This window comes from Komagataeibacter sp. FNDCF1 (assembly GCF_021295335.1).
Taxonomy (GTDB): Bacteria; Pseudomonadota; Alphaproteobacteria; order Acetobacterales; family Acetobacteraceae; genus Komagataeibacter.
The window spans coordinates 854,900-875,566 of record NZ_JAIWOT010000001.1 but is presented as its reverse complement, the minus strand read 5'-3'; the positions used below and the strand labels follow the sequence as shown (position 1 = coordinate 875,566).

Genomic DNA, 20,667 nt, shown 5'->3' with positions numbered 1-20,667 from the left:
AGATGAACGAACCCGCAGACCTGACAACTGCCGCAGTGGATGCCAATGGCAACCCGCTTCCCGCCATTTCGGCTGTCTCCGCCCCAGATCTGGAGGTCACGGCGCGCGATGTGTTCGGCATCGACAGCGACATGAAGGTCCCGGCTTTTTCCGTGCGCACGGAACACGTGCCCGAGATCGATCCGTCCTATAAATTCGACCACGACACCACGCTGGCCATTCTTGCCGGATTTGCCTTCAACCGCCGTGTCATGGTCCAGGGCTATCACGGCACGGGCAAGTCCTCGCATATCGAGCAGGTGGCGGCACGCCTGAACTGGCCCAGCGTGCGCATCAATCTCGACAGTCACATCTCGCGCATCGACCTGGTGGGCAAGGATGCGATCGTGCTGAAGGATGGCCAGCAGATCACCGAATTCCGCGAAGGTCTGCTGCCCTGGGGCCTGCAGCACCCCTGTGCCCTGGTATTTGATGAATATGATGCCGGCCGGCCGGACGTGATGTTCGTGATCCAGCGCGTGCTGGAGGTGGAAGGCCACCTGACGCTGCTCGACCAGAACCGTGTCATCCGCCCGCATCCTTTCTTCCGCCTGTTCGCCACCGCCAATACCGTGGGTCTGGGTGATACGACGGGGCTGTACCATGGCACTCAGCAGATCAACCAGGGCCAGATGGACCGCTGGAACATCGTGACCACGCTCAACTACCTGCCCCATGCACAGGAAACCGCCATCGTGCTGGCCAAGATGGGTATCGACCCGAAAAAGGACGAAGCCGGGCGCAGGCGGGTGGAGAGCATGGTGGCGCTGGCGGACCTGACGCGCTCGGGCTTCATCGCGGGGGACATCTCCACCGTCATGTCACCGCGCACGGTGATCAGCTGGGCGGAGAACTTCCGCATTTTCAATGATCTTGCCTTTGCCTTCCGCGTTACCTTCCTCAACAAGTGTGACGAGGCGGAGCGCCCCACGGTGGCGGAATATTACCAGCGCTGCTTCAACGCCAGTCCGCTGGCGCCCAGGGGCTGATGGCAGGACAGGCGATCCATGCGTGAAAACGGGAAAAAATCCCCCACTCCCCAGGCCGAGATCGAGGCACGGCAGGCCGAGCGCTTCAAGCGCGCGACCGTAGGCGCCGTGCGCGCCATGGGCGGCCAGGCCCAGACGGAGGTCTCGTTCCTTAACGGTCCTGTGCCGTCCGGTGTCTCGGTCACCGGTTCGCATGTGCGCCTGCCCCATCCCTCACGCCGCATGACGGATGCGGAAATGACCCGTATGCGCGGTGCTGCCGATGCCGCGGCCCTGCGCCTGCGCCATCATGATACGGGCCTGCATGACCGTGCCCGCCCGCCCGCGGGTGAGGCACGGGAAGTCTATGACACGCTCGAGCAGGCACGGGTGGAAAGCCTTGGCGCGCGGCACATGGCGGGTGTTGCCGCCAATCTCGATGCCCGTCTGGCGCAGGAATGCGCGGATCTGGGGCTGGACCGCCTGCCCAGCCATACCCGGCTGCCCACGCCCGTGGCGCTCGGGCTGCTGGCGCGTGCGCGCATGTCCGGCCAGCCGGTTGTGGAATCCATGCGCGACCTCATGACGCGCTGGCACGATGACCTGCCGCCCGCCGCCCGCCGCGCGCTGGATGAGATGGCGTCACGTCAGGACAGCCAGGCCGATTTTGCGCAGGCCGCGCGCAGGCTGCTCATGGCCTGTTCGCTGCTGGAACAGGAAACGACGCCCGACGAAGCTGCCGACGATGGCACGACCGAGGCCGAGAGCGCCAGCAGCGAAGACGAGGAGCAGGGCGAGGACGCAACTCCCGAACCGCAGGATGAAGGCCCGGAGGAGGAGGACAGCTCCCAGCCCATGCAGATGTCGCAGGGCACGGGCGCAGGTGATGATGAGCCGGAGGACGGTGAACAGGGTGGCACCGCCAGCGGGTCGGAAGAAGCGGGTGGCCCCGGTGAGGAAAGCCCCGAACAGGAAGGCACGCTTCCCGCCTACCGTGCCTTCACCACTGTTTATGACGAGGAAATAGCAGCCGAGGACCTGTGCGACGCGGAAGAACTGTTCCGCCTGCGCCAGACGCTGGACCAGCAGCTTGTCAGCATGCAGGGCGTTGTGTCCAAACTGGCCAACCGGCTGCAGCGCAAGCTCATGGCGCAGCAGACCCGGGCGTGGGAATTCGACCTGGAGGAAGGCATGCTCGACGCCGGGCGGCTTTCGCGCATCGTGGTCAATCCCATGCTCTCGCTGTCCTACAAGCGGGAACGGGACACGGATTTCCGTGATACGGTCGTGACATTGCTGATCGATAATTCCGGTTCCATGCGCGGGCGCCCGATCTCGGTTGCCGCCATGTGTGGCGATATCCTGGCCCGTACGCTGGAACGCTGCGCGGTCAAGGTGGAGGTTCTGGGCTTTACCACACGCGCATGGAAGGGTGGCCGCAGCCGGGAAGCCTGGAGCCAGGCGGGCAAGCCGGAAAATCCCGGCAGGCTGAATGACCTGCGCCATATCGTGTACAAGGCCGCCGACATGCCGTGGCGGCGCGCGCGGCGTAACCTTGGTCTCATGCTGCGTGAGGGGCTGCTCAAGGAAAACATTGATGGCGAGGCCTTGCTCTGGGCCCAGCGCAGGCTGGCCGGGCGGGCAGAGGTACGGCGCATCCTGATGGTCATTTCCGATGGCGCGCCGGTAGATGACAGCACGCTGTCGGCCAATCCCGGTTCCTATCTGGAAAACCACCTGCGCGAGGTCATCGCCCATATCGAGACCCGTACCAGCACCGAACTGCTGGCCATTGGCATTGGCCATGACGTGACACGCTACTACCGTCGCGCCGTGACCATTACCGACCCGGAAGAACTGGGCGGCACGATGATGAAGAAACTGTCCGAACTGTTTGCCGAGGAAGCGGCAACCAAGCCCCGACGCGGGGGCTGACCGGCCGGACTGCTTGGTATTTCCTGCCCCGCTCCGGTTCATGGAGCGGGGTTTTTCATGTTCAGCCAGCCGCAAGCCTGCGATCGGCCAGGTCCAGCAGGGCATCGAGCATGCGGTCCACATCGGCTGTGGTGGTGCGGTGGTTTACAATGGCGGCACGCACGGCCTTGTGGCCATTGATGATGGTTGTGGACGGTGCGGCAATCCCGCTTTCGTGCAGGTCCTTCACCACCTCGCCATTGAAATGGTCCAGATCGTCTACGGGCGCCATGATGCGGAAGCACACGATGTTCAACGTGACAGGCGCCAGCAGTTCCAGCCGGGGACTGGCTTCCACCGCGCGGGCAAGATGGCGGGCAATGGCGCAGCAGTTGGCGATCATCTCGCCCATGCCATCCGCACCATAGGTACCCAGCGTCATCCATACCTTGAGCGCACGGAACCCCCGTGACAGATCGGGGCCGAGGTCGCAGTACCAAGGGGCATTGGTGGCCAGCCCCCGGTCTTCGCGCGCCAGATAGGCGCGCGACTGGGCGAAGGCCGCCGCCTGCGCGCCGGGCCTGCGCACCAGTATGCAGCCCGCGTCGTATTGTACCTGCGCCCATTTATGAAAGTCAAAGGCCACGCTGTCGGCCCGTTCCAGCCCGCGCAGGCCAGGTCGCAGCGTGTCGGACAGCATGGCCAGCGCGCCAAATGCGCCATCGACATGGAACCAGATGTTTTCCCGCGCCGCGATATCGGCCAGCGCATCCAGGTCATCAATCGCACCGGTATCCACCGTGCCCGCCGTGCCGATGACGATGAAAGGTTCCAGCCCTGCCGCCCGGTCACGAGCAATGGCCTGTTCCAGTTCGGGCAGGATCATGCGGTTATCCGCACCGACCGGGATCACGCGCAGGCTGTCCGTGCCCAGGCCGGTCAGGTCGAATGCACGCGATATGCAGCCATGAGCGGTGGCAGCGGCATATCCCACCAGCCTGCGGGTGCCCACGCCCTTTGCCCGCATGTCCAGACCGTCCGGCACGGCACGGCTGGCGGTGATGACGGCAATCATGTTGGCCATGGAGGACCCGGTGACCAGCAGCCCCGTGGTTTCTGGCGGGAAGCCGCACATTTCGGCCGCCCAGCGGATGACCTCGCGCTCGACCTCGATCGGTGCATGGTCCCGGCCGCCGCAATTGGCGTTCAGCCCGCCCACCAGCAGTTCGGACAGCATGCCCACGGCGGTGCCCCCGCCATGCACCCAGCCCATGAAGCCGGGATGGATGTTGCCGGTCGAATACGGTTCCACCAGTTCGCGGAACCGGGCATAGAGTTCTTCCGGCGGGGTGGGATCATGTGGCAGGCCGGTACGCAGCTGTTCACGCAGCGCGGTGGGCATCGGCTGCCAGACCGGACGGGTGCGCAGCGTCGACAGGCGGTTGAACATGTCATCCACCATCTGGTGGCCCAGTGCGCGCAGTGCGTCCCAGTTATCCGGGTCCAGTCCTGTCATTTTTCTCACCCAATCCATGCGGTTGTTTATGGCGTGCCTACATAATGGGGATTGGGTATCGCGCGCAATGCAGGCCGGTCACTCCCCTTCCGCCCGCGCGCCCAGGCGGCGGGCAAGGGTCGCGCATGCAAAAAGCTGGATCTGGTGATAGATCATGACCGGCAGCACGATCAGCCCGACATCGGCATGCGGGAACAGGACGCTTGCAATCGGCACACCCGATGCCAGTGATTTCTTTGATCCGCAGAACAGGATCGCCACCCGGTCCGCGCGCCCGAATCCGCCCATCCGCCCGATCTGCCGCGTCAGTCCCAGCACAACGGCCAGGATGATCACGTCCACAAATGCCACGCGGCCCAGTTGCATGGGCGGCAGGCGATGCCACAGCCCCTGTACCACCGCTTCGCTGAAGGCGGTGTAGACCACGACCAGGATCGAACCCCGGTCGGAAACGGACAGCAGCTTTTTGTGCCGATGTGCCCATTCCCCGATCCAGGGCTGGGCCACCTGCCCCACGACAAAAGGTACGAGCAGCTGGAGCACGATGGGCATGATGCCCCCGCCCCCACCTGCCGCATGCCGCGCCAGCACCATGCCCGCCAGCATCGGGGTCAGGAAAATACCCAGTATGTTGGACAGGGTTGCCGAACAGATGGCAGCCGCCACATTGCCGCGTGCAATGGACGTAAATGCGATGGAGGACTGTACGGTGGAAGGCAGGCAGCACAGGAACAGCACCCCGGTCCACATAGGCCCGTCAAGCAGGCCGGGCACAACCGCATGCAGCCCCACCCCCAGCAGCGGGAAAAGGGCAAAGGTGCACAGTCCGATGGCAAGATGGATACGCCAGCTGGTCATGCCGTCCACCACTGCGCGGCGTGACAGGCGCGCGCCCTGCAGGAAGAACATGTTCGCGATCATGATAATGGCGAGCATGTTGAACACGCTGGTCCCTGCCCCGTGGCAGGGCAGGATGCTGGCCAGCGCCACGGTGGCCAGCAGGCATGCAAGGAAGGTATCGATCTTGCGGAACATGGAAGAAGCCCATGGCAGGAAACTGTGATGCCGCGCCATACCATACCGCATTGCATCCGGCGCGTAATCACGCCAACTTGTGCGGCAAATGAAGACATTGCTCCTTACCACCGCCCTCGTCGCCCTGTCCTGCATCGGGGTGGCGCGGGCAACCGCCCTGCCCGCGACCTGCGCCCATGTGGAAGTGGCCAGCAGCCAGCCACATGGAACCGGCACCCTTGCCGGGCACGGGTATGACCTGTCGCTTGCGGGGAATGCGGACCGGACCTTCCACGCGGCCGACATAGCGGCCACGGGTACCGGTCTCGACCCGCAGGCCCTGCGCGATATGGAGGATGTGGCCTCTCTTGTCCTGCTCGCCACCCTGACCGGCCATCATTCGGAAGGCTGCGCGCGGGATTACTTCACCTCCGCCGCCACGCCCATCATGGCGGGGCTGCGTGCGGGGCACAGCTATGACCTGACATGGCAGGGTGGCGTGCTGACCAGCGGAGAGACAAAACTGTCCTTCCGGCGTGCGCATCTTCATCTGGCGGGTGCACAGGGCGACAGTACGCCCGCTACGCTGACACTGGACACGCAGGGCATCGGCATAACCGGCACCCATAATACGCTGCTGGCCAGTGCGCTGCCGCAGCAGGCAACGGCCAATGCTTCGGTGCCGGGTTCGGCACTGGTGCCGCTGGCCATTGCCATTACCGGCCACCCCACGCAGGGCGTGATGGTCCCGCTGCATGTCGCATCACTCAACGCACAACGTGGCGCCATGCAGATTACCGGCAATGGGGATGCCAACCTGACCGGCAATACCGATGCGTCCTCCGCCACGGGTCACATACAGGTGCAGAACCTTGACGCCGTGATCGACACCCTGCGCAATGCAGGCCAGACGCGCGCCAGCGCGGCGCTGGTACTGGCCAAGCTGTTCGGGCATAAGGCCGCGTCAGGCGGCACGTCATGGGATGTAAGCTGGGAAGGCGGCGTGATGACCGTCAACCATATTCCCCTGCCCATTCATTAACGCGAACGAAATCTGTTCAAGACAGGGTACCGACGGGAATGACAGGGACCCCGGGGCCGCCCTTTCCCGAAAGGCTGGATTCCGCTGAAGCTTTCTGGAAAAACTTCAGCGGAAGATCCTGCACGATTGTACCGGTCGTTGACGGGCGGACTTTTGCAACTGTCTCTTTTCGGCCTGTCGCAGCCGGTCGTGCCGACATTGCCGGATACTCAGGCCGGGATGGCTGCATTCTCCCGTGCAAGCCTGACAAGCGCGTCCAGGGCCTTGCGTGCCTGCGTGATCCGCTGGGCGTTGGTCATCTCGCGTATGATTGCAAGCTTGTGGTCGGGGCGCAGGCGGACATTGGCTTCCTTCTGCTTCGCAATCCACGTCACCAGCCCTGCAGGGTTGGCGAAGGTATTGCCACGGAACTGGATGACCATGCCCTTTGGCCCGGCTTCCAGCCGTTCCACGCCCGCCTCGCGGCACATGCGCTTGAGGGTTACGACATCCAGCAGGTTGCGTACCTCATCGGGCAGCGTGCCGAAGCGGTCCACCAGTTCGGCCTCCATTGCCTCCACTTCCGCATCATTGGCAAGACCGGCAATGCGGCGGTACAGTCCAAGGCGCACCGGCAGGTCGGTCACGTAGCTGTCAGGTATGAGTACGGGCAGGCCAAGGATGATGTTGGGTGTCCAGTCCCGGTCCTGAAGCTTGCGCCGCCCCTTTTCGGTGCGCAGATCAGCCACGGCGTCTTCCAGCATCTGCTGGTACAGTTCGATGCCAACCTCACGGATATGGCCTGACTGTTCATCCCCCAGCAGGTTGCCCGCACCGCGCAGGTCAAGATCGTGCGAGGCGAGCGTGAAGCCCGCGCCCAGCGTATCCAGTGTCTGCATGACTTCCAGCCGCTTCTGTGCGGCGGCCGAGAGCACATGCGTCTGTGGCCAGGTAAGGTAGGCATACCCGCGCTGCTTGCCGCGTCCCACACGCCCGCGCAACTGGTAGAGCTGGCCCAGGCCGAACATGTCGGCGCGGTGGATGATGAGCGTGTTGACCGCCGGCATGTCCAGACCGCTTTCCACGATGTTGGTGGAAAGCAGGATATCGTATTTGCCATCGCTGAACTCGGTCATGACCCGTTCCAGCTCGGTTGGTGTCAGGCGGCCATGTGCCTGTACCAGCCTGGCATCGGGCACGATCTCGCTCAGGCGGGCAGCCATGCGGTCCAGATCCTCGATGCGGGGCACCACGCAGAATATCTGCCCGCCACGGAAGCGCTCACGCTGGATCGCCTCACGGATCACCACACTGTCGAACGGCATGATGAAGGTACGCACGGCCAGCCGGTCGGTGGGTGGCGTTGCAATCAGGCTCATTTCGCGCACGCCGGTCAGGGCAAGCTGGAGCGTGCGTGGCAGCGGTGTGGCGGAAAGCGTGAGCACGTGCACGTCCTCGCGCAATGCCTTGAGCTTTTCCTTGTGGGCCACGCCGAAATGCTGCTCTTCATCCACGATCAGCAGGCCGAGGTCAGCAAATTTCACGGTCTTGGCCAGCAGTGCATGGGTACCGATCACGATGTTGACCGTGCCATCGGTCAGCCCCTTGCGTACGGCGGTGGCTTCCTTGCCTGTCACCATGCGCGAAAGCTGCGCCACGTTGACCGGCAGCCCGGCAAAGCGGGCGGAGAATGTGCGGTAATGCTGGCGTGCCAGCAGCGTGGTGGGCACCACAACCGCCACCTGCGCGCCGGACATGGCGGCAACAAAGGCGGCCCGTAACGCCACCTCCGTCTTGCCAAAGCCCACATCGCCACAGACCAGCCGGTCCATGGGTTTGCCCGATGCCATGTCATCCAGCACGTCGGCAATGGCGCGGGACTGGTCCTCGGTCTCGACAAAGGGGAAGCGGGCGCAGAATTCATCCCACATCCCGTCTTCCGGCGTCAGTGCCGGGGCTTCACGCAGGGCGCGGGCGGCGGCGGTGCGGATCAGTTCCCCCGCCATGTCGCGGATGCGCTGCTTCATCTTCGCCTTGCGCGACTGCCACGACACGCCGCCCAGCTTGTCCAGCGCCACATGCGCCTGGTCCGAGCCGAAGCGGCTGAGCAGTTCGATGTTCTCGACCGGCAGGAACAGCTTTTCATTGCCGTCATAGATCAGGCGCAGACAGTCATGCGGGGCAGTGCCCACGCCAATCGTCTCCAGCCCGTCATAGCGGCCGATGCCGTAATCCTGGTGGACGACCAGATCGCCTTCCGCAATTTCCGATGCCTCGGCTATGAACTGGTCGGCTTTCTTGCGCCGGCGCGGCGGGCGCGAGATCCGTTCGCCCAGCAGGTCCTGTTCGGACACGAAGGCAAGGTTATCGGCCACGAACCCGCGCTCAAGCCCCAGCGTAAGCAGCCCCACGGTGCCGGGCCTGAGCGTCTGCGCCTCTTTCCATGTGGCAAAGCTCTGGACCGGCAGGCGGTATTCACGCAGCAGCACGCCAATACGCTCGCACGAGCCACGGCTCCAGGCGGTCACGTAGGCGCGCCGCCCCGTCTGGGCCCATTCCTCCACCTTTGCGTGCAGCATGGGGAAGACATTTTCACGCCCGTCGGTAACGCTTTTGGCAAACATCTGCCCCGGCCTGCCGCCTGCATCCATGCCGGGTGCGCCGTCAGGCTGGGCGAAGGGCATGAACACCACGGCCTTTCTGCCTGCCACCACGGCATCCCACCCCTTGCGGTCGAGATACATCAGGTGTGGCGGCAGGGCGCGGTAGGGCACTTCCCCTTCGCGCGTGGGCTGCCTGCGGGCATCATAATGGTCGGCAATCATTTCCAGCCGGGTGGCGAGTACTTCCTCCGCCTGGTTGGCAAGCGAGATGGAGACGCCGGGCATGTAGTCCACCAGCGTCTCCATCTGTTCATGGAACAGGGGCAGCCAGTGTTCCATGCCCGCGTGGCGCCTGCCATCGGATATATGCTGGTAGAGCGGGTCACTGGCGGCTGCCGGACCAAACAGGTCACGCCAGCTGGTGCGGAAACGCGATATGGCGGCGGGATCAAGGCTGAAATCGGCCACCGGGCGCATGGTCAGGCTGTCGATCTTCGCGGTCGAACGCTGGCTGCCGGGGTCGAAGCGGCGGATATTCTCGACCTCGTCCCCAAACAGGTCGAGGCGTACGGGCTCGCTTTCGCCTGCGGGAAAAATGTCGAATATGCCGCCACGGGTCGCGAACTCACCCTGTTCCATAACCGTATCGGTTCGGTTGTAGCCCTGTGCAATGAGCAGTTCCATGAGGAACGGGGCATCAAGGCTCTCGCCGGTTGCAATCGTGATCGACTGCCCGGCAAAGGCCGCGCGCGGGGCCACGCGCTGCACCAGCCCCATCACGGTGGTCAGCACGATGCGCGGGGCAGCAGCTTTTTCCAGCAGGCGGGTCAGGGTCGCCACCCGCTCCGCCACGATGGCGGGATTGGGGGAAACCCGGTCATACGGCAGGCAGTCCCAGCCGGGAAAACGCAGGATTTCCGCGTCCGGTGCCACAAAGGCAAGCTGGTCTGCAATACGGGCAAGGCCCGCATCATCGCGGCAGACATGCAGCACGGGACCCGGACCCTCGCGCAGCCTGCGTGCGATCAGGAAGGCATCATATCCCTCCGGCACGCCCCATACGGGCAGGGGCGCGTCGGGTGCCAGCGAAAAGCCTGCCGTACTGTTCATCTGCCGCCCCGGATCGCGGCAAGACGGGCGGGATCGGTGGCGTCGGCCATGATTTCCTGCATCATGGGGGTATTCACGTCTTCCGGCACGGGGCGGCGGCCGCTCAACCAGTCCGCCAGGTCGGCATCCGGCAGGTCCATCACCGCTTCCAGCGCATCAAGCTGGGCTTCGGTCATGCCCTCCAGCCGGGGGGCGACGAACCCGCCGATCAGCACATCGGTCTCATGCGTGCCACGGTGCGTGGCGCGGTAATATATCTTCCGGCGTCGTGTATCGAGACGGGAGAGGTCTGGCGTTCTGGCTTCCATTGCGTTCCACCCCTGTATGGTTGTGTTTTGTTCCGTAACGCAGGTGTCCTATAGCCCTCATACGGGCATCTGTCAGCCCGCAAGACCAGCATGCCACCCCGCAGGATGAACCACCGCGTGTCCGATCCCACTGCCCCGCCCGCCAATTCCCTTCTTGCCCCGTTACTTGCGGGCGTGGACAGCCTGCAGGGCGTGCGGCCCGCAACCGCCAGGCTGCTGGCACGGGCGGCGGGTGGCAGCCGGGTGATCGATCTTCTGTTCCATCTGCCGGAATCGGTGGTGGACCGGCGCTACCGCCCGACCCTGCACGCGGCCGGGACGGGCCGGGTCTGCACGCTGCACGTAACGGTCACGCGCGTGGTTCCCCCCGCGCCCGGTGGCGGTCGGGGCAAGCGGCCGTGGCGCGTGGTGGTCAGTGACGGCACGGCGGATGCGGAACTGGTCTTCTTCTCCCCCCATCAGGTACGCAGGCTGGAGGCGGGTCAGGACATATGCGTATCGGGCACGCTGGAGCGGTTTGGCGAACGGCTGAACATGGCGCATCCGGATTATCTCGTGCCCATCGCGCGCATGAATGAAATTCCGCTGTTCGACCCGGTATGGCCGCTTGTGGCGGGGCTGTTTCCAGGCCAGGTACGCGCCGCGATCAAGGCTGCGTTTGCCGTATTCCCTTCCCTGCCTGAATGGCAGGACGTCACTGTAATCAGGCAGCGCGGCTGGCCGGGGTTCGAGGATGCGCTGCGCACGCTTCACCGCCCCTGTGATTTCCCCGCCCTGCTGGAAGGCGATGCGCTGGCGGGCGCGTCCGAGCGTGCGCGCGCGCGCCTGGCCTGTGATGACCTGCTGGCCCAGCAGGTGGCCATGGCGCAGGCGCGCAGGCTCAACCGGCCGGGGCGCGCGGTGGTGGGCGATGGCAGCCTGCGCCGGGTGGCCCTGTCGCGCTTTGGCCATGAACCGACGACCGCACAGATACGCGCCCTTGCGGAAATCGATGCGGATCTTGCCGCACCACGCCAGATGACCCGCCTCCTGCAGGGGGACGTGGGTGCGGGCAAGACGCTGGTCGCCCTGCAGGCCATGCTGGGCGCGGTGGAAGCCGGCCATCAGGCCGCCCTTATGGCGCCAACCGAAATTCTGGCCCGGCAGCATCTGGCCACGTTTACAAAACTTTCCCCCGTGCCCGTGGCGTTCCTGAGCGGCAGCGTGAAGGGCAAGGCCCGGCGTGAGTCACTGGCCCGCATTGCCGATGGCACGGCGCGACTGGTCATTGGCACGCATGCGCTGTTCCAGAAAGGCGTGGTATTCCAGGACCTTGCTCTGGCCGTGATTGACGAGCAGCATCGCTTTGGCGTGGAACAGCGTGCGATGCTGGGTGAAAAAGGCCCGCAGACCGATGTGCTGGTCATGACGGCCACCCCCATCCCCCGCAGCCTGCTGCTGACACAGTGGGGGGACATGCTGGTCAGCCGGCTGGACGTGAAACCGGCGGGCCGCAAACCGATCCGCACATCCCTGCATAGCCTGTCGGCCATGGGGGAACTGCTGGCGGGCATGGAACGCGCGATGGCCCGTGGCGCGCGCATATTCTGGGTCTGCCCGCTGGTGAGCGAGAGCGAGACCAGCGACATTGCCGCCGCCGAGGCCCGGCATGAGGCGCTGGGCGCGCATTTTGGTGCCGGGGTGGTTGGCCTTGCCCACGGTCAGCAGGACATCGCATTGCGTGAGCAGGCCATTGCCGACTTCGCGGCGGGAAAGACCCGTATCCTTGTGGCCACTACCGTGATCGAGGTCGGGGTGGACATACCCGACGCCACGGTCATGATCATCGAACATGCCGAGCGTTTCGGCCTTGCGCAGTTACACCAGCTACGTGGGCGCGTGGGGCGTGGGCAGGCTGAATCCTACTGCCTGCTGCTGCATGACAGCGCGCTGGGCCAGACCGCGCGGCGCAGGCTGGCGCTCCTGCGGGAGACGGAGGATGGCTTCCTGATCGCCGATGAGGACTTCCGCCTGCGCGGCGGTGGCGATGTGGCGGGGCGACGGCAGTCGGGCATGCCGGACCTGCGGCTGGCCAGCCCCCTGCATGTGGACATGCTGCTGCCCCTGGCTGCCCAGGATGCGCGGCGTCTGGTCGATACGCCCGCTGCTCGGCACTCCCCCGCCCAGCGGGCGCGGATGCCCGCGATCAGTTTGCTGCTTGAACTGTTTTCACGTGCGCGGGCTGTCCGGGCGATACGCGCGGGCTAGGCTGCGCCATCGTGGGGGCGCTGACACCCAGCGCCTGCGCCGCCTGGGCAAGATAGAACATCGCGAACAGGTCGAGCGGCCCGGCCTCGTGTTCGATACGGGCGTGCATGACCGCCCCTTCCCATCCGATCCAGAAATAACGCGCAAGATCCATGCACAGGCGCCTGTGCGCCGCGGTGGGATGGGGGGCAAAGACATCAAGCAGGCATGTCGCCACGCGCTGTTCCCAGCCGTGCATGATGGTAAGCAGCAGGCTATTGAACGAATCGGGGAGCATATCGATTTCCTGCCCCAGGTTGCCGATCAGGCAGCCACGGCGGAAATCATGGCGCTGCATCCCGCCTTTCGCGTCATGCATGAAGTTGAGCAGGCGTTGCAGCGGGAGTGCCTGCTGGTCCGTTAGCCACATGTCCAGCTTGGCATTGAAGTAGCTGGCATAATTCTCGATCAGCGCCTGGCCGAATTCTTCCTTGCTGCTGAAGCAGTAATAGAACGACCCCTTGGAAATACCGGTCGCATTGAGCACGTCATCCACGCAGGTTGATGAGAATCCTTTTTCCGTCAGCAGCCCGACGCCCGCGCGCACCAGCATGGCGCGCGTGCCCTCGGGTGCGCGGGCGGTTTTTGGCGGTCGGCCCCGGCCGCGCCGGGGAAGGGGCATATCGGACATGAATGGCTTTCCACCAGCATGGGGGTTACACAAGGCTACAAAGCCTGGCCATGATAATGTGCGAGTGAGAATGGAATGCAAGACAATAGATGAATTTTATCTGCATCTTTATCCTTTTGATTCCATCTTTTTGCATCCCTGCCCCTCACAAACTGTTCAGAATGAAAATTCGTGTGGCAACCAAAGCGGGGAATATGCTTTGGTGTTGTTGATGCCGATGCGATTTATGCTAGGGTCACCGTAGGAGTGGAGGATGTTTCCTGTGCCGGGCCAGCCGCACCCGCGGTGAACACCAGACAGGCCAGCTTCCATCCTGCAAACGTGCTTTCATTCGGTGGTGTTCCCACAGGGGATATCCACCACCTAGACCTCGGGATTACGACCGTTGAGAAGTAACAGGACCGACCGCAGCTCCCGCTCCCCGCGCCGCGGCGGGTTTGACGATGATTTCATGTCGTCGCCTTCATTTGGTGATCGCGGCGGTGCCCCGCCGCCGCGCCGCTCCTTTGGTGGTGGAGGTGGTGGTCCGCAGATCGTCGCATCCGGCCCGGAAATCAGCGCCACTGTAAAGTGGTTCAACAGCGAAAAGGGTTTCGGCTTCGTCGAGCTGTCCGATGGATCGGGTGACGTGTTCCTGCACGCCAATGCCCTGAATCCCACGGGTCACGCCACGGTCGCGCCGGGAACCACGCTGGTTGTGCAGATTGGCCAGGGCCCCAAGGGTCGCCAGGTCGCAGCCGTCCTTTCAGTCGATGAAAGCACGGCACAGCCCGAGCGCCCGCGCGCGCCTGCAGGCTTTGGTGGCCCGGCTGGTGGTGCCCGTGGTGGCTTCTCCCGTTCCGGTCGTCCTGCCCCCGACCTGTCCCACGCACAGGACATGCGCGGCACGGTGAAGTGGTACAATGCCACCAAGGGCTTTGGTTTCATCACGCCGGAAAATGGTGGCAAGGACATCTTTGTCCATGCATCAGCTCTGGAACGTTCGGGCCTGTCCGGCCTGACGGAAGGCCAGACGGCAAACGTGCAGGTTGTCGAAGGCCAGAAAGGCCCGGAAGCGGCAGCACTGTCGGTAGACTGACCTTTACCTGCCCTGCCCCGGCCATGTCGGGGCAGGAATGGTCAATGGATATAAAAAACAGGGCTGTCCCGATCGGGATAGCCCTGTTTTTTGTTGTCCTGTGCGGCGTGTGAAGTCACCAACAGGGATAATGCGGAACAGACGGACCTAGCCAGCCCTGCCAGTTCGGGCGGGTGGAGTTTAGTCGTCCCGTCCCTTGTTGCGGATCAGGCGGGCCTTGTCGCGTGCCCAGTCACGGTCGGCTATGGCCTGGCGTTTGTCGGCCTTCTTGCGCCCCTCACCCACGCCCAGCGTCAGCTTGGCCAGACCACGACTGTTGAAGTGGATGTCAAGTGGGACAAGGGTCACGCCGTTACGCGCGGTCTCCCCCAGCAGCTTGTCCACCTGCTTCTTGTGCAAAAGCAGTTTGCGCGGGGCACGGGGTTCAAAGCGGGACAGCACGCCACCCTGATATTCGGGGATATAGCTGTTGATCAGCCACAGTTCGCCATTGCGCTCCCCGGCATAGGCCTCGTTAATGGTGGCGCGGCCCATGCGCAGGCTCTTGACTTCCGGCCCTTTCAGCACCAGCCCCGCTTCCACCGTCTCGACAATGGTGTAGTTGAAGCGGCCCTTGCGGTTCTGTGCGGCAATCCCGGTGGAGATCATGCCGCTGCCCTTGTTTTTCGCAGCCATGTGCCTAATCCAGCAGCCCGACCGCGTCGAGTGCGGCCTTGACCTGCGTGCGGCCCGCATCACTCAGCGGGGCGAGCGGCAGGCGACAGGTTTCATCCATCAGACCCAGAACGCTGGCCGCGAATTTGGCGGGCACGGGGTTGCTTTCACAGAACAGGGCATCATGCAGCGGCAGCAGGCGGTCCTGCAGTTCCATGGCGTCCATCACGTTGCCGTCCGTCCAGCTCTGCTGCACCTGCGCGCACAGGGCGGGAGCGATGTTGGCGGTCACACTGATGCAGCCATCGCCACCGGCGGCCAGGAAGGAGACAGCCGTTCCGTCCTCACCCGAAATCTGGTTGAACGGCTTTTTGACCGCGCGGCGCACCTGTAGCGGACGCATGAGGTTGGCGGTGGAATCCTTTACCCCGATGATGTTGGGATGCAGGGCCAGGCGGGCCATGGTCCCGACCGATATGTCGATGACCGAGCGGCCTGGAATATTATACAGGATGATGGGAATGCCGATGGCATCCGCTACCGCCATGAAGTGGCGGTACACCCCTTCCTGTGTCGGCTTGTTGTAATACGGTGTCACCACCAGCACGCCCGATGCGCCGGCCTGCTCGGCCTGCCGGGCCATGGCCACGGCCTCTGCCGTGCTGTTGGAACCCGCACCCGCGATGACCGGTACCCGGCCCGCTACGGACTTGATGGCGAATTCCACCACCTTCGCATGTTCCTCATGTGTCAGGGTCGGGCTTTCACCCGTGGTGCCGACCGGAACCACGGCGGCGGTGCCCTGCTGGATCTGCCAGTCGATGAAGCGGCCCATGGAGGGCAGATCCAGCGATCCATCCTTATTCATGGGGGTAAGAAGGGCGGTAATGGAACCCTTGAACATGGTTGTTTCCACCTGGATCCTGTGTCTTGGCTATGCGGGAGCCGGCAGGCCAGTGGCATCCCGCGCTATTATCATGGCCCTGCCCTGCTGCCCCGGGCATGGGTTGCATGCTACTATACAGGCAATATGCCCCATGGGGCAAAACATGCCATGCCTGTCCGTTGCCGCCCGTTCATGCATGCTGGCGGAAAGGAGATGCGCGATAGACGCCCAGGATTTCCTGCTGTTCCGAAAAAAAGGACAGTTCCCGCAATGCTTCCGCCAGTGGTGGGGCTTCGGGGTGACCTTCCACGTCCAGCAGGAACTGGGTGGCGGAAAATGACCCTTCCAGCATGTAGCTCTCCAGCCGGGTCATGTTTACCCCCGCGGTGGCGAAACCGCCCAGTGCCTTGTACAGCGCGCCCGGATGGTTGCTGACGCGAAAGAGCAGCGTGGTCATGTGGTCCGGCCCCGCGGCGGGTAGTGACGCGGGCCTGCGCGATGCGATGTAGAAACGCGTGGTGTTGTGGGATGCGTCTTCCACGTTGCGGCGCAGGATTTCCAGCCCGTTCAGTTCCGCCGCCAGTGCCGATGCCACGGCCACGTCTTCCCTGCGGCCCCAGTCACGCACCATTTCGGCCGCGCCTGCGGTGTCGAATTCCACCACCGGTTCCAGCCCCAGTTCGCGGATCACACCGCGTATCTGTGCCATGGCCACCGGATGGGTATGCACCCGCCTTGCATCATCCAGCGTGCTGCCCGGTATGCCCATCAGGCAGTGTTCCACGCGCTGGAAATGCTCACCCACGATGAACAGTCCCGCCTGTGGCAGCAGGGCATGGATATCGGGTACCCGGCCGGCCAGGCTGTTCTCGCAGGCCAGCATGGCTTCTTCCGCCAGTCCATCATGCACGGCGGCTATGGCCTGCGCAAAGGTCTGGCATGGCAGCGTGGTCCAGCCAGGCCGCGCGGTGCGGCATGCCAGGTCCGAATACGCGCCGGGACGGCCCTGGAAGGCAATGATGCCCGCCCTACTCACGCCGCCGTACCCATTGCCATGCGCGCGCGCGCCAGGTCGGCCGGAGTGTCCACGCCAAAGGGGGCGGTGGCGATGCGGGCGCAGCCTATGGTCATGCCCGCTTCCAGCGCGCGTAGCTGTTCCAGTTTCTCGCGCTTTTCCAGTCCGCTTTCGGGCAGGCTGACAAAGCGGGCCAGTGCGGCGCGGCGATAGGCATAGATCCCGACATGGTGCCACAGCGGCCCTGCCCCCCACGGTATGGGCAGGCGGGAGAAATACAGCGCGCGCGCCACGTCATCTTCCCTGTCCGGGGCAAAGCTGCATGCGACCTTGACGACCGATGTCGCTTCCGCCTCCGCCGTGTCGCGCACCGGGGCGACAAGGGTCGCGATATCGGTCGCCTCATCGGCCAGCGGGCGCAGCACCACGCGCAGGCATTCCGGGTCTACCCCCGGCAGGTCGCCCTGCAGGTTGATGATGGTGTCGTGCACGCCCGCCGGGTCCAGCCCGCGCAGAGCCTGCCATATCCGGTCGGAACCCGATGGCAGGGCGGGATCGGTCAGGATGGCCGTGGCGCCCGCGCACGTCACCACCTCGGCAATTTCATGTTCCGCCGTGGCGACGGCCACAGGTCCTACGCCTGCGGCCTGCGCGCGCTCGAGCACATGGAGGATCATGGGACGGCCGGCAATGTCGGCAAGCGGCTTGCCCGGCAGCCGGGTCGAGGCCATGCGGGCGGGAATCAGGACAATGGGGTTCATGGGATCTGGGTCTGGGCCATCCGTAATCTGTAGCGGTGGCAGGGGCCGGCCGCCGCGCGCCCCGCATGCTTCACACAGGGCGCGCGGCAGTCTAGGTAAGGAGCGGTTTTCATGCAACCACACGGGAAAGGTGCCGCATTCCATGGATAGCGCAAGGCTTAACCGGCTTGGGGCGGCATGCCTCCTCGCGGTGCTGGCGGTAGGCGCAAGCTGGGGTATTGCCCATACGGCAGTGCCCGAGCCCCTGCCCGCCAGGTCCGGTGTGGCCATTCCCCGCCCGGAAGTCCCGGCTGGTGGCTCCATTGATGAACTGGTGGCCGGTGCCAGCGTGGAGAAAGGCCGCGCCATCGCCGACCGGCAATGCGCGATGTGTCACAGCATGGGCCCCGGTGGCCCGGCCATAATCGGGCCGAACCTGTATGGCGTGGTGGGCACGCATGTGGGCGACATACCGGGCTATGAGTTTTCGGACGCGCTGAAAGCGCACAAGGACGAGACATGGACGAATGCCACCCTTTCCAGATGGCTGGGGGGACCGGCGGATTACGCGCCCGGCACCAAGATGTCGTTTCCCGGCATCGCGTCCGAGACCGACCGGGCGGACGTGATCGCCTACCTGCGCAGCCTGCACCCGGAGAAGCCGGAATGACCACCCTCCCCCACGACTTTCCGCATGACGCGGTGCTGGAGGCCGCCATCGCTGCGGCCGATGTGGCGCGCAGCGTGATCATGCCCTTCTTCCGCCGTGGCGTGCGGGCGGATGACAAAAGTGACGCCAGTCCCGTTACCGTGGCCGACCGCACGGCGGAACGCGCGATTCGGGCTGTCCTGTCCGAACGCCTGCCCGGTTTTGGCCTGATGGGCGAAGAATTCGGGCTGGAAGGGGCCGACAGTCCCTATCGCTGGGTGATCGACCCGATTGACGGCACGCGCGCCTTCATTACCGGCAGACCCACCTTCGGCACGCTGATTGCCCTGCTGCACAATAATGTGCCGCTGCTGGGCGTGATTGACCAGCCGGTCACGGGGGAGCGGTGGATCGGCCTGCGCGGCGCACCCACACGCTACCTGTCCGGCCTGCCCGGGATACCCGCCACGCGCGCCTGCGCCGATGTGGCGGCTGCCGAACTGTCGTGCACGGCGCCGGAAATACTCGACGCCCCCCACCGCCCGGGATTCGATGCGCTGGCCGCTGCCGCCAGGCGCACGAGCTGGGGGGGCGACTGTTACGCCTATGGCCTGCTGGCGCTGGGGCAGATCGACATCATTGCCGAATGCACCATGAAGATATGGGACTGGGCGGCCCTCGTGCCGATAGTCGAAGGGGCTGGCGGACGCATGACCGACTGGTCCGGTCAGCCCCTGCGCGCGGATGGCGACGGTACGGTGCTGGCGGTAGGCGACGCCCGCCTGATGCCCTGCGTGACGGGACTGCTGTCCACGATCGTGACGTAACCGGCACGATGGGGGTGCGGAACGTTCCATCTTCCCCCTAGCGGGCGATCAGGCAATCGGATAGGGACGACGCACCTGACGAGTTTATCAGAAGCGGGAGCACGTGACATGACCAGCCAGCCAAACGGCCACCTTTCCCTTCCCAAGGACAAGATCCGCATCCTGCTGCTTGAGGGCATACATGACAGTGCCATCAGCCTGCTCAGGGATAACGGGTACGAAAACGTAACCCGTCTCAAGACTGCGCTGGAGGGCGAAGCGCTGGAGAAGGCGCTGGAAGGTGTGCATATTGTGGGCATCCGCTCGCGCACGCAACTTACGCGCGAAGTGATCGGGAAGGCTGACCGCCTGATCGCCATCGGCTGCTTCTGCATCGGTACCAACCAGGTTGACCTGGATGCGGCGCGCGAAGTGGGAATTCCGGTCTTCAACGCGCCGTACAGCAACACCCGCTCCGTGGCCGAACTGGTGATGGGCGAGATCGTGATGCTGATGCGGCGCATTTTTCCCAAGTCAAAAGAATGCAATGCCGGTGTCTGGAAGAAATCCGCCACCAACAGCTGGGAAGTGCGTGGCAAGACGCTGGGCATCGTGGGGTATGGCTCCATCGGCTCGCAGCTTTCGGTGCTGGCCGAAGCCTTTGGCATGCGCGTGTTCTACTATGACGTGATCGACAAGCTGGTGCATGGCAACGCCACCCCGGTCGATACACTGGAGCACCTGCTTGCCCAGAGCGACGTGGTGAGCCTGCATGTGCCGCAGACACCCGAGACCGCGGGCATGATCGGTGAAGCCCAGATCCGCGCGATGAAGAAGGGCTCCTTCCTCATCAACAACGCACGCGGCAATGTGGTGGACCTTGATGCGCTGGCCGTGGCGCTCAAGGACGGGCATCTGCTTGGTGCCGCGATCGACGTGTTCCCCAAGGAGCCCAGGCAGGCGGACGAAGCACTGGAAACCCCGCTGCGTGGCCTGGATAACGTGATCCTGACCCCGCATATCGGCGGCTCCACGGCAGAGGCGCAGGAACGCATTGGCGTGGAAGTGGCACGCAAGCTGGTGGAATATTCCGATATCGGCTGCACGTTGGGTGCCGTCAATTTTCCTACGGTGCAGCTGCCCGAAAACCCGCATGGAACGCGTTTCATGCACGTGCACCGCAACGTGCCGGGCATCATGCTGCAGATCAACGAGATATTTTCCTCCGAAGCCAGCAACGTGACCGCGCAGTACCTCCAGACGGCAGGTGAACTGGGCTATGTGGTTGTCGAGGCAGATACCGGCCGTGACGTGGAAAAGGACAATCGCATCCTCGAGCGTCTTCGCGCACTCAAGGGAACGTTGCGCGCCCGCCTGCTGTACAAGCAGCAGTAGGAATTGCGCTCCAGTCATTCATGAAAAAAAGGAC

17 protein-coding genes are annotated in these 20,667 nt (G+C 64.2%); 8 read left to right on the top strand and 9 right to left on the bottom strand.

The window, feature by feature from the left end:
• Positions 1-2: 2 nt before the first annotated feature.
• Both cobS and LDL32_RS04075 read left to right on the top strand, forming a co-directional pair.
• The gene (cobS, locus tag LDL32_RS04080; RefSeq protein ID WP_233064692.1) at positions 3-1,028 is read left to right on the top strand and encodes a cobaltochelatase subunit CobS; all 1,026 of its coding nucleotides are present in this window, start codon (positions 3-5) and stop codon (positions 1,026-1,028) included.
• An 18-nt stretch (positions 1,029-1,046) separates the two neighbouring features.
• Positions 1,047-2,942 carry a cobaltochelatase CobT-related protein gene (locus LDL32_RS04075; protein ID WP_233064690.1) on the top strand — a complete coding sequence of 632 codons (1,896 nt, stop codon included), beginning with the start codon at positions 1,047-1,049 and terminating at the stop codon, positions 2,940-2,942.
• A gap of 61 nt (positions 2,943-3,003) precedes the next feature.
• Here the strand turns inward: LDL32_RS04075 and LDL32_RS04070 are convergent, their stop codons facing one another.
• Both LDL32_RS04070 and LDL32_RS04065 read right to left on the bottom strand, forming a co-directional pair.
• Positions 3,004-4,437, bottom strand: coding sequence for a pyridoxal-dependent decarboxylase (locus LDL32_RS04070; RefSeq protein WP_233064688.1), 1,434 nt, complete (start codon positions 4,435-4,437; stop codon positions 3,004-3,006).
• Positions 4,438-4,515: 78 nt separating this feature from the next.
• A complete protein-coding gene (locus LDL32_RS04065; RefSeq protein ID WP_233068686.1) occupies positions 4,516-5,472 on the bottom strand; it encodes a bile acid:sodium symporter family protein in 957 nt (318 codons plus the stop codon).
• A gap of 88 nt (positions 5,473-5,560) precedes the next feature.
• Here LDL32_RS04065 and LDL32_RS04060 point away from each other — a divergent pair, with 88 nt between their 5' ends.
• Entirely contained in the window at positions 5,561-6,493 is a 933-nt protein-coding gene (locus LDL32_RS04060) for a hypothetical protein (protein WP_233064686.1), read from the top strand.
• A 209-nt stretch (positions 6,494-6,702) separates the two neighbouring features.
• Here the strand turns inward: LDL32_RS04060 and mfd are convergent, their stop codons facing one another.
• Together mfd and LDL32_RS04050 are read right to left on the bottom strand one after the other, a co-directional pair.
• Positions 6,703-10,185, bottom strand: a complete 3,483-nt coding sequence (gene mfd, locus LDL32_RS04055) for a transcription-repair coupling factor (RefSeq protein WP_233064684.1) — start codon at positions 10,183-10,185, stop codon at positions 6,703-6,705.
• Positions 10,182-10,493, bottom strand: coding sequence for a succinate dehydrogenase assembly factor 2 (locus LDL32_RS04050; protein ID WP_233064683.1), 312 nt, complete (start codon positions 10,491-10,493; stop codon positions 10,182-10,184). The genes mfd and LDL32_RS04050 overlap by 4 nt, the downstream gene beginning before the upstream one ends.
• A 105-nt stretch (positions 10,494-10,598) precedes the next feature.
• Between LDL32_RS04050 and recG the strand changes: the two genes are divergently transcribed.
• Positions 10,599-12,740, top strand: a complete 2,142-nt coding sequence (gene recG, locus LDL32_RS04045) for an ATP-dependent DNA helicase RecG (RefSeq protein ID WP_233068685.1) — start codon at positions 10,599-10,601, stop codon at positions 12,738-12,740.
• Here recG and LDL32_RS04040 read toward each other — a convergent pair.
• A complete protein-coding gene (locus tag LDL32_RS04040; protein ID WP_233064681.1) occupies positions 12,679-13,410 on the bottom strand; it encodes a TetR/AcrR family transcriptional regulator in 732 nt (243 codons plus the stop codon). The genes recG and LDL32_RS04040 overlap by 62 nt on opposite strands.
• Positions 13,411-13,795: 385 nt before the next feature.
• Between LDL32_RS04040 and LDL32_RS17930 the strand changes: the two genes are divergently transcribed.
• A complete protein-coding gene (locus tag LDL32_RS17930) occupies positions 13,796-14,488 on the top strand; it encodes a cold-shock protein (protein WP_305069317.1) in 693 nt (230 codons plus the stop codon).
• Positions 14,489-14,668: 180 nt separating this feature from the next.
• Here LDL32_RS17930 and smpB read toward each other — a convergent pair whose 3' ends face one another.
• The 4 genes from smpB to LDL32_RS04010 form a co-directional block, all read right to left on the bottom strand.
• Positions 14,669-15,163, bottom strand: coding sequence for an SsrA-binding protein SmpB (gene smpB, locus LDL32_RS04025; protein WP_233064679.1), 495 nt, complete (start codon positions 15,161-15,163; stop codon positions 14,669-14,671).
• Positions 15,164-15,167: 4 nt separating this feature from the next.
• Positions 15,168-16,046, bottom strand: coding sequence for a 4-hydroxy-tetrahydrodipicolinate synthase (gene dapA / locus LDL32_RS04020; RefSeq protein WP_233064677.1), 879 nt, complete (start codon positions 16,044-16,046; stop codon positions 15,168-15,170).
• A 172-nt stretch (positions 16,047-16,218) separates the two neighbouring features.
• The gene (locus LDL32_RS04015; RefSeq protein ID WP_233064675.1) at positions 16,219-17,064 is read right to left on the bottom strand and encodes a prephenate dehydratase; all 846 of its coding nucleotides are present in this window, start codon (positions 17,062-17,064) and stop codon (positions 16,219-16,221) included.
• Positions 17,061-17,804 carry a 3-deoxy-manno-octulosonate cytidylyltransferase gene (locus tag LDL32_RS04010; RefSeq protein WP_233064674.1) on the bottom strand — a complete coding sequence of 248 codons (744 nt, stop codon included), beginning with the start codon at positions 17,802-17,804 and terminating at the stop codon, positions 17,061-17,063. The genes LDL32_RS04015 and LDL32_RS04010 overlap by 4 nt, the downstream gene beginning before the upstream one ends.
• A 142-nt stretch (positions 17,805-17,946) precedes the next feature.
• On the opposite strand from LDL32_RS04010, the gene LDL32_RS04005 reads away from it, so the two are divergent.
• From LDL32_RS04005 to serA, 3 genes are all read left to right on the top strand, one after another.
• Entirely contained in the window at positions 17,947-18,453 is a 507-nt protein-coding gene (locus tag LDL32_RS04005) for a cytochrome c family protein (protein WP_233064673.1), read from the top strand.
• Entirely contained in the window at positions 18,450-19,259 is an 810-nt protein-coding gene (locus LDL32_RS04000; RefSeq protein WP_233064672.1) for an inositol monophosphatase family protein, read from the top strand. Before LDL32_RS04005 ends, LDL32_RS04000 begins: the two co-directional genes overlap by 4 nt.
• 108 nt (positions 19,260-19,367) lie before the next feature.
• The gene (serA, locus tag LDL32_RS03995; protein WP_233064671.1) at positions 19,368-20,633 is read left to right on the top strand and encodes a phosphoglycerate dehydrogenase; all 1,266 of its coding nucleotides are present in this window, start codon (positions 19,368-19,370) and stop codon (positions 20,631-20,633) included.
• Positions 20,634-20,667 lie beyond the last annotated feature (34 nt).

Excerpts from the sequence above, each read along its gene's own strand:
- LDL32_RS04060 (WP_233064686.1), top strand. The coding sequence starts at position 5,561 with ATGAAGACATTGCTCCTTACCACCGCCCTCGTCGCCCTGTCCTGCATC.
- dapA (WP_233064677.1), bottom strand. The coding sequence starts at position 16,046 with ATGTTCAAGGGTTCCATTACCGCCCTTCTTACCCCCATGAATAAGGAT.
- recG (WP_233068685.1), top strand. The coding sequence starts at position 10,599 with ATGAACCACCGCGTGTCCGATCCCACTGCCCCGCCCGCCAATTCCCTT.
- LDL32_RS04070 (WP_233064688.1), bottom strand. The coding sequence starts at position 4,437 with ATGACAGGACTGGACCCGGATAACTGGGACGCACTGCGCGCACTGGGC.
- LDL32_RS04010 (WP_233064674.1), bottom strand. The coding sequence starts at position 17,804 with ATGAACCCCATTGTCCTGATTCCCGCCCGCATGGCCTCGACCCGGCTG.
- serA (WP_233064671.1), top strand. The coding sequence starts at position 19,368 with ATGACCAGCCAGCCAAACGGCCACCTTTCCCTTCCCAAGGACAAGATC.
- cobS (WP_233064692.1), top strand. The coding sequence starts at position 3 with ATGAACGAACCCGCAGACCTGACAACTGCCGCAGTGGATGCCAATGGC.
- smpB (WP_233064679.1), bottom strand. The coding sequence starts at position 15,163 with ATGGCTGCGAAAAACAAGGGCAGCGGCATGATCTCCACCGGGATTGCC.
- mfd (WP_233064684.1), bottom strand. The coding sequence starts at position 10,185 with ATGAACAGTACGGCAGGCTTTTCGCTGGCACCCGACGCGCCCCTGCCC.
- LDL32_RS04050 (WP_233064683.1), bottom strand. The coding sequence starts at position 10,493 with ATGGAAGCCAGAACGCCAGACCTCTCCCGTCTCGATACACGACGCCGG.
- LDL32_RS04065 (WP_233068686.1), bottom strand. The coding sequence starts at position 5,472 with ATGTTCCGCAAGATCGATACCTTCCTTGCATGCCTGCTGGCCACCGTG.
- LDL32_RS04075 (WP_233064690.1), top strand. The coding sequence starts at position 1,047 with ATGCGTGAAAACGGGAAAAAATCCCCCACTCCCCAGGCCGAGATCGAG.
- LDL32_RS04000 (WP_233064672.1), top strand. The coding sequence starts at position 18,450 with ATGACCACCCTCCCCCACGACTTTCCGCATGACGCGGTGCTGGAGGCC.
- LDL32_RS04005 (WP_233064673.1), top strand. The coding sequence starts at position 17,947 with ATGGATAGCGCAAGGCTTAACCGGCTTGGGGCGGCATGCCTCCTCGCG.
- LDL32_RS04040 (WP_233064681.1), bottom strand. The coding sequence starts at position 13,410 with ATGTCCGATATGCCCCTTCCCCGGCGCGGCCGGGGCCGACCGCCAAAA.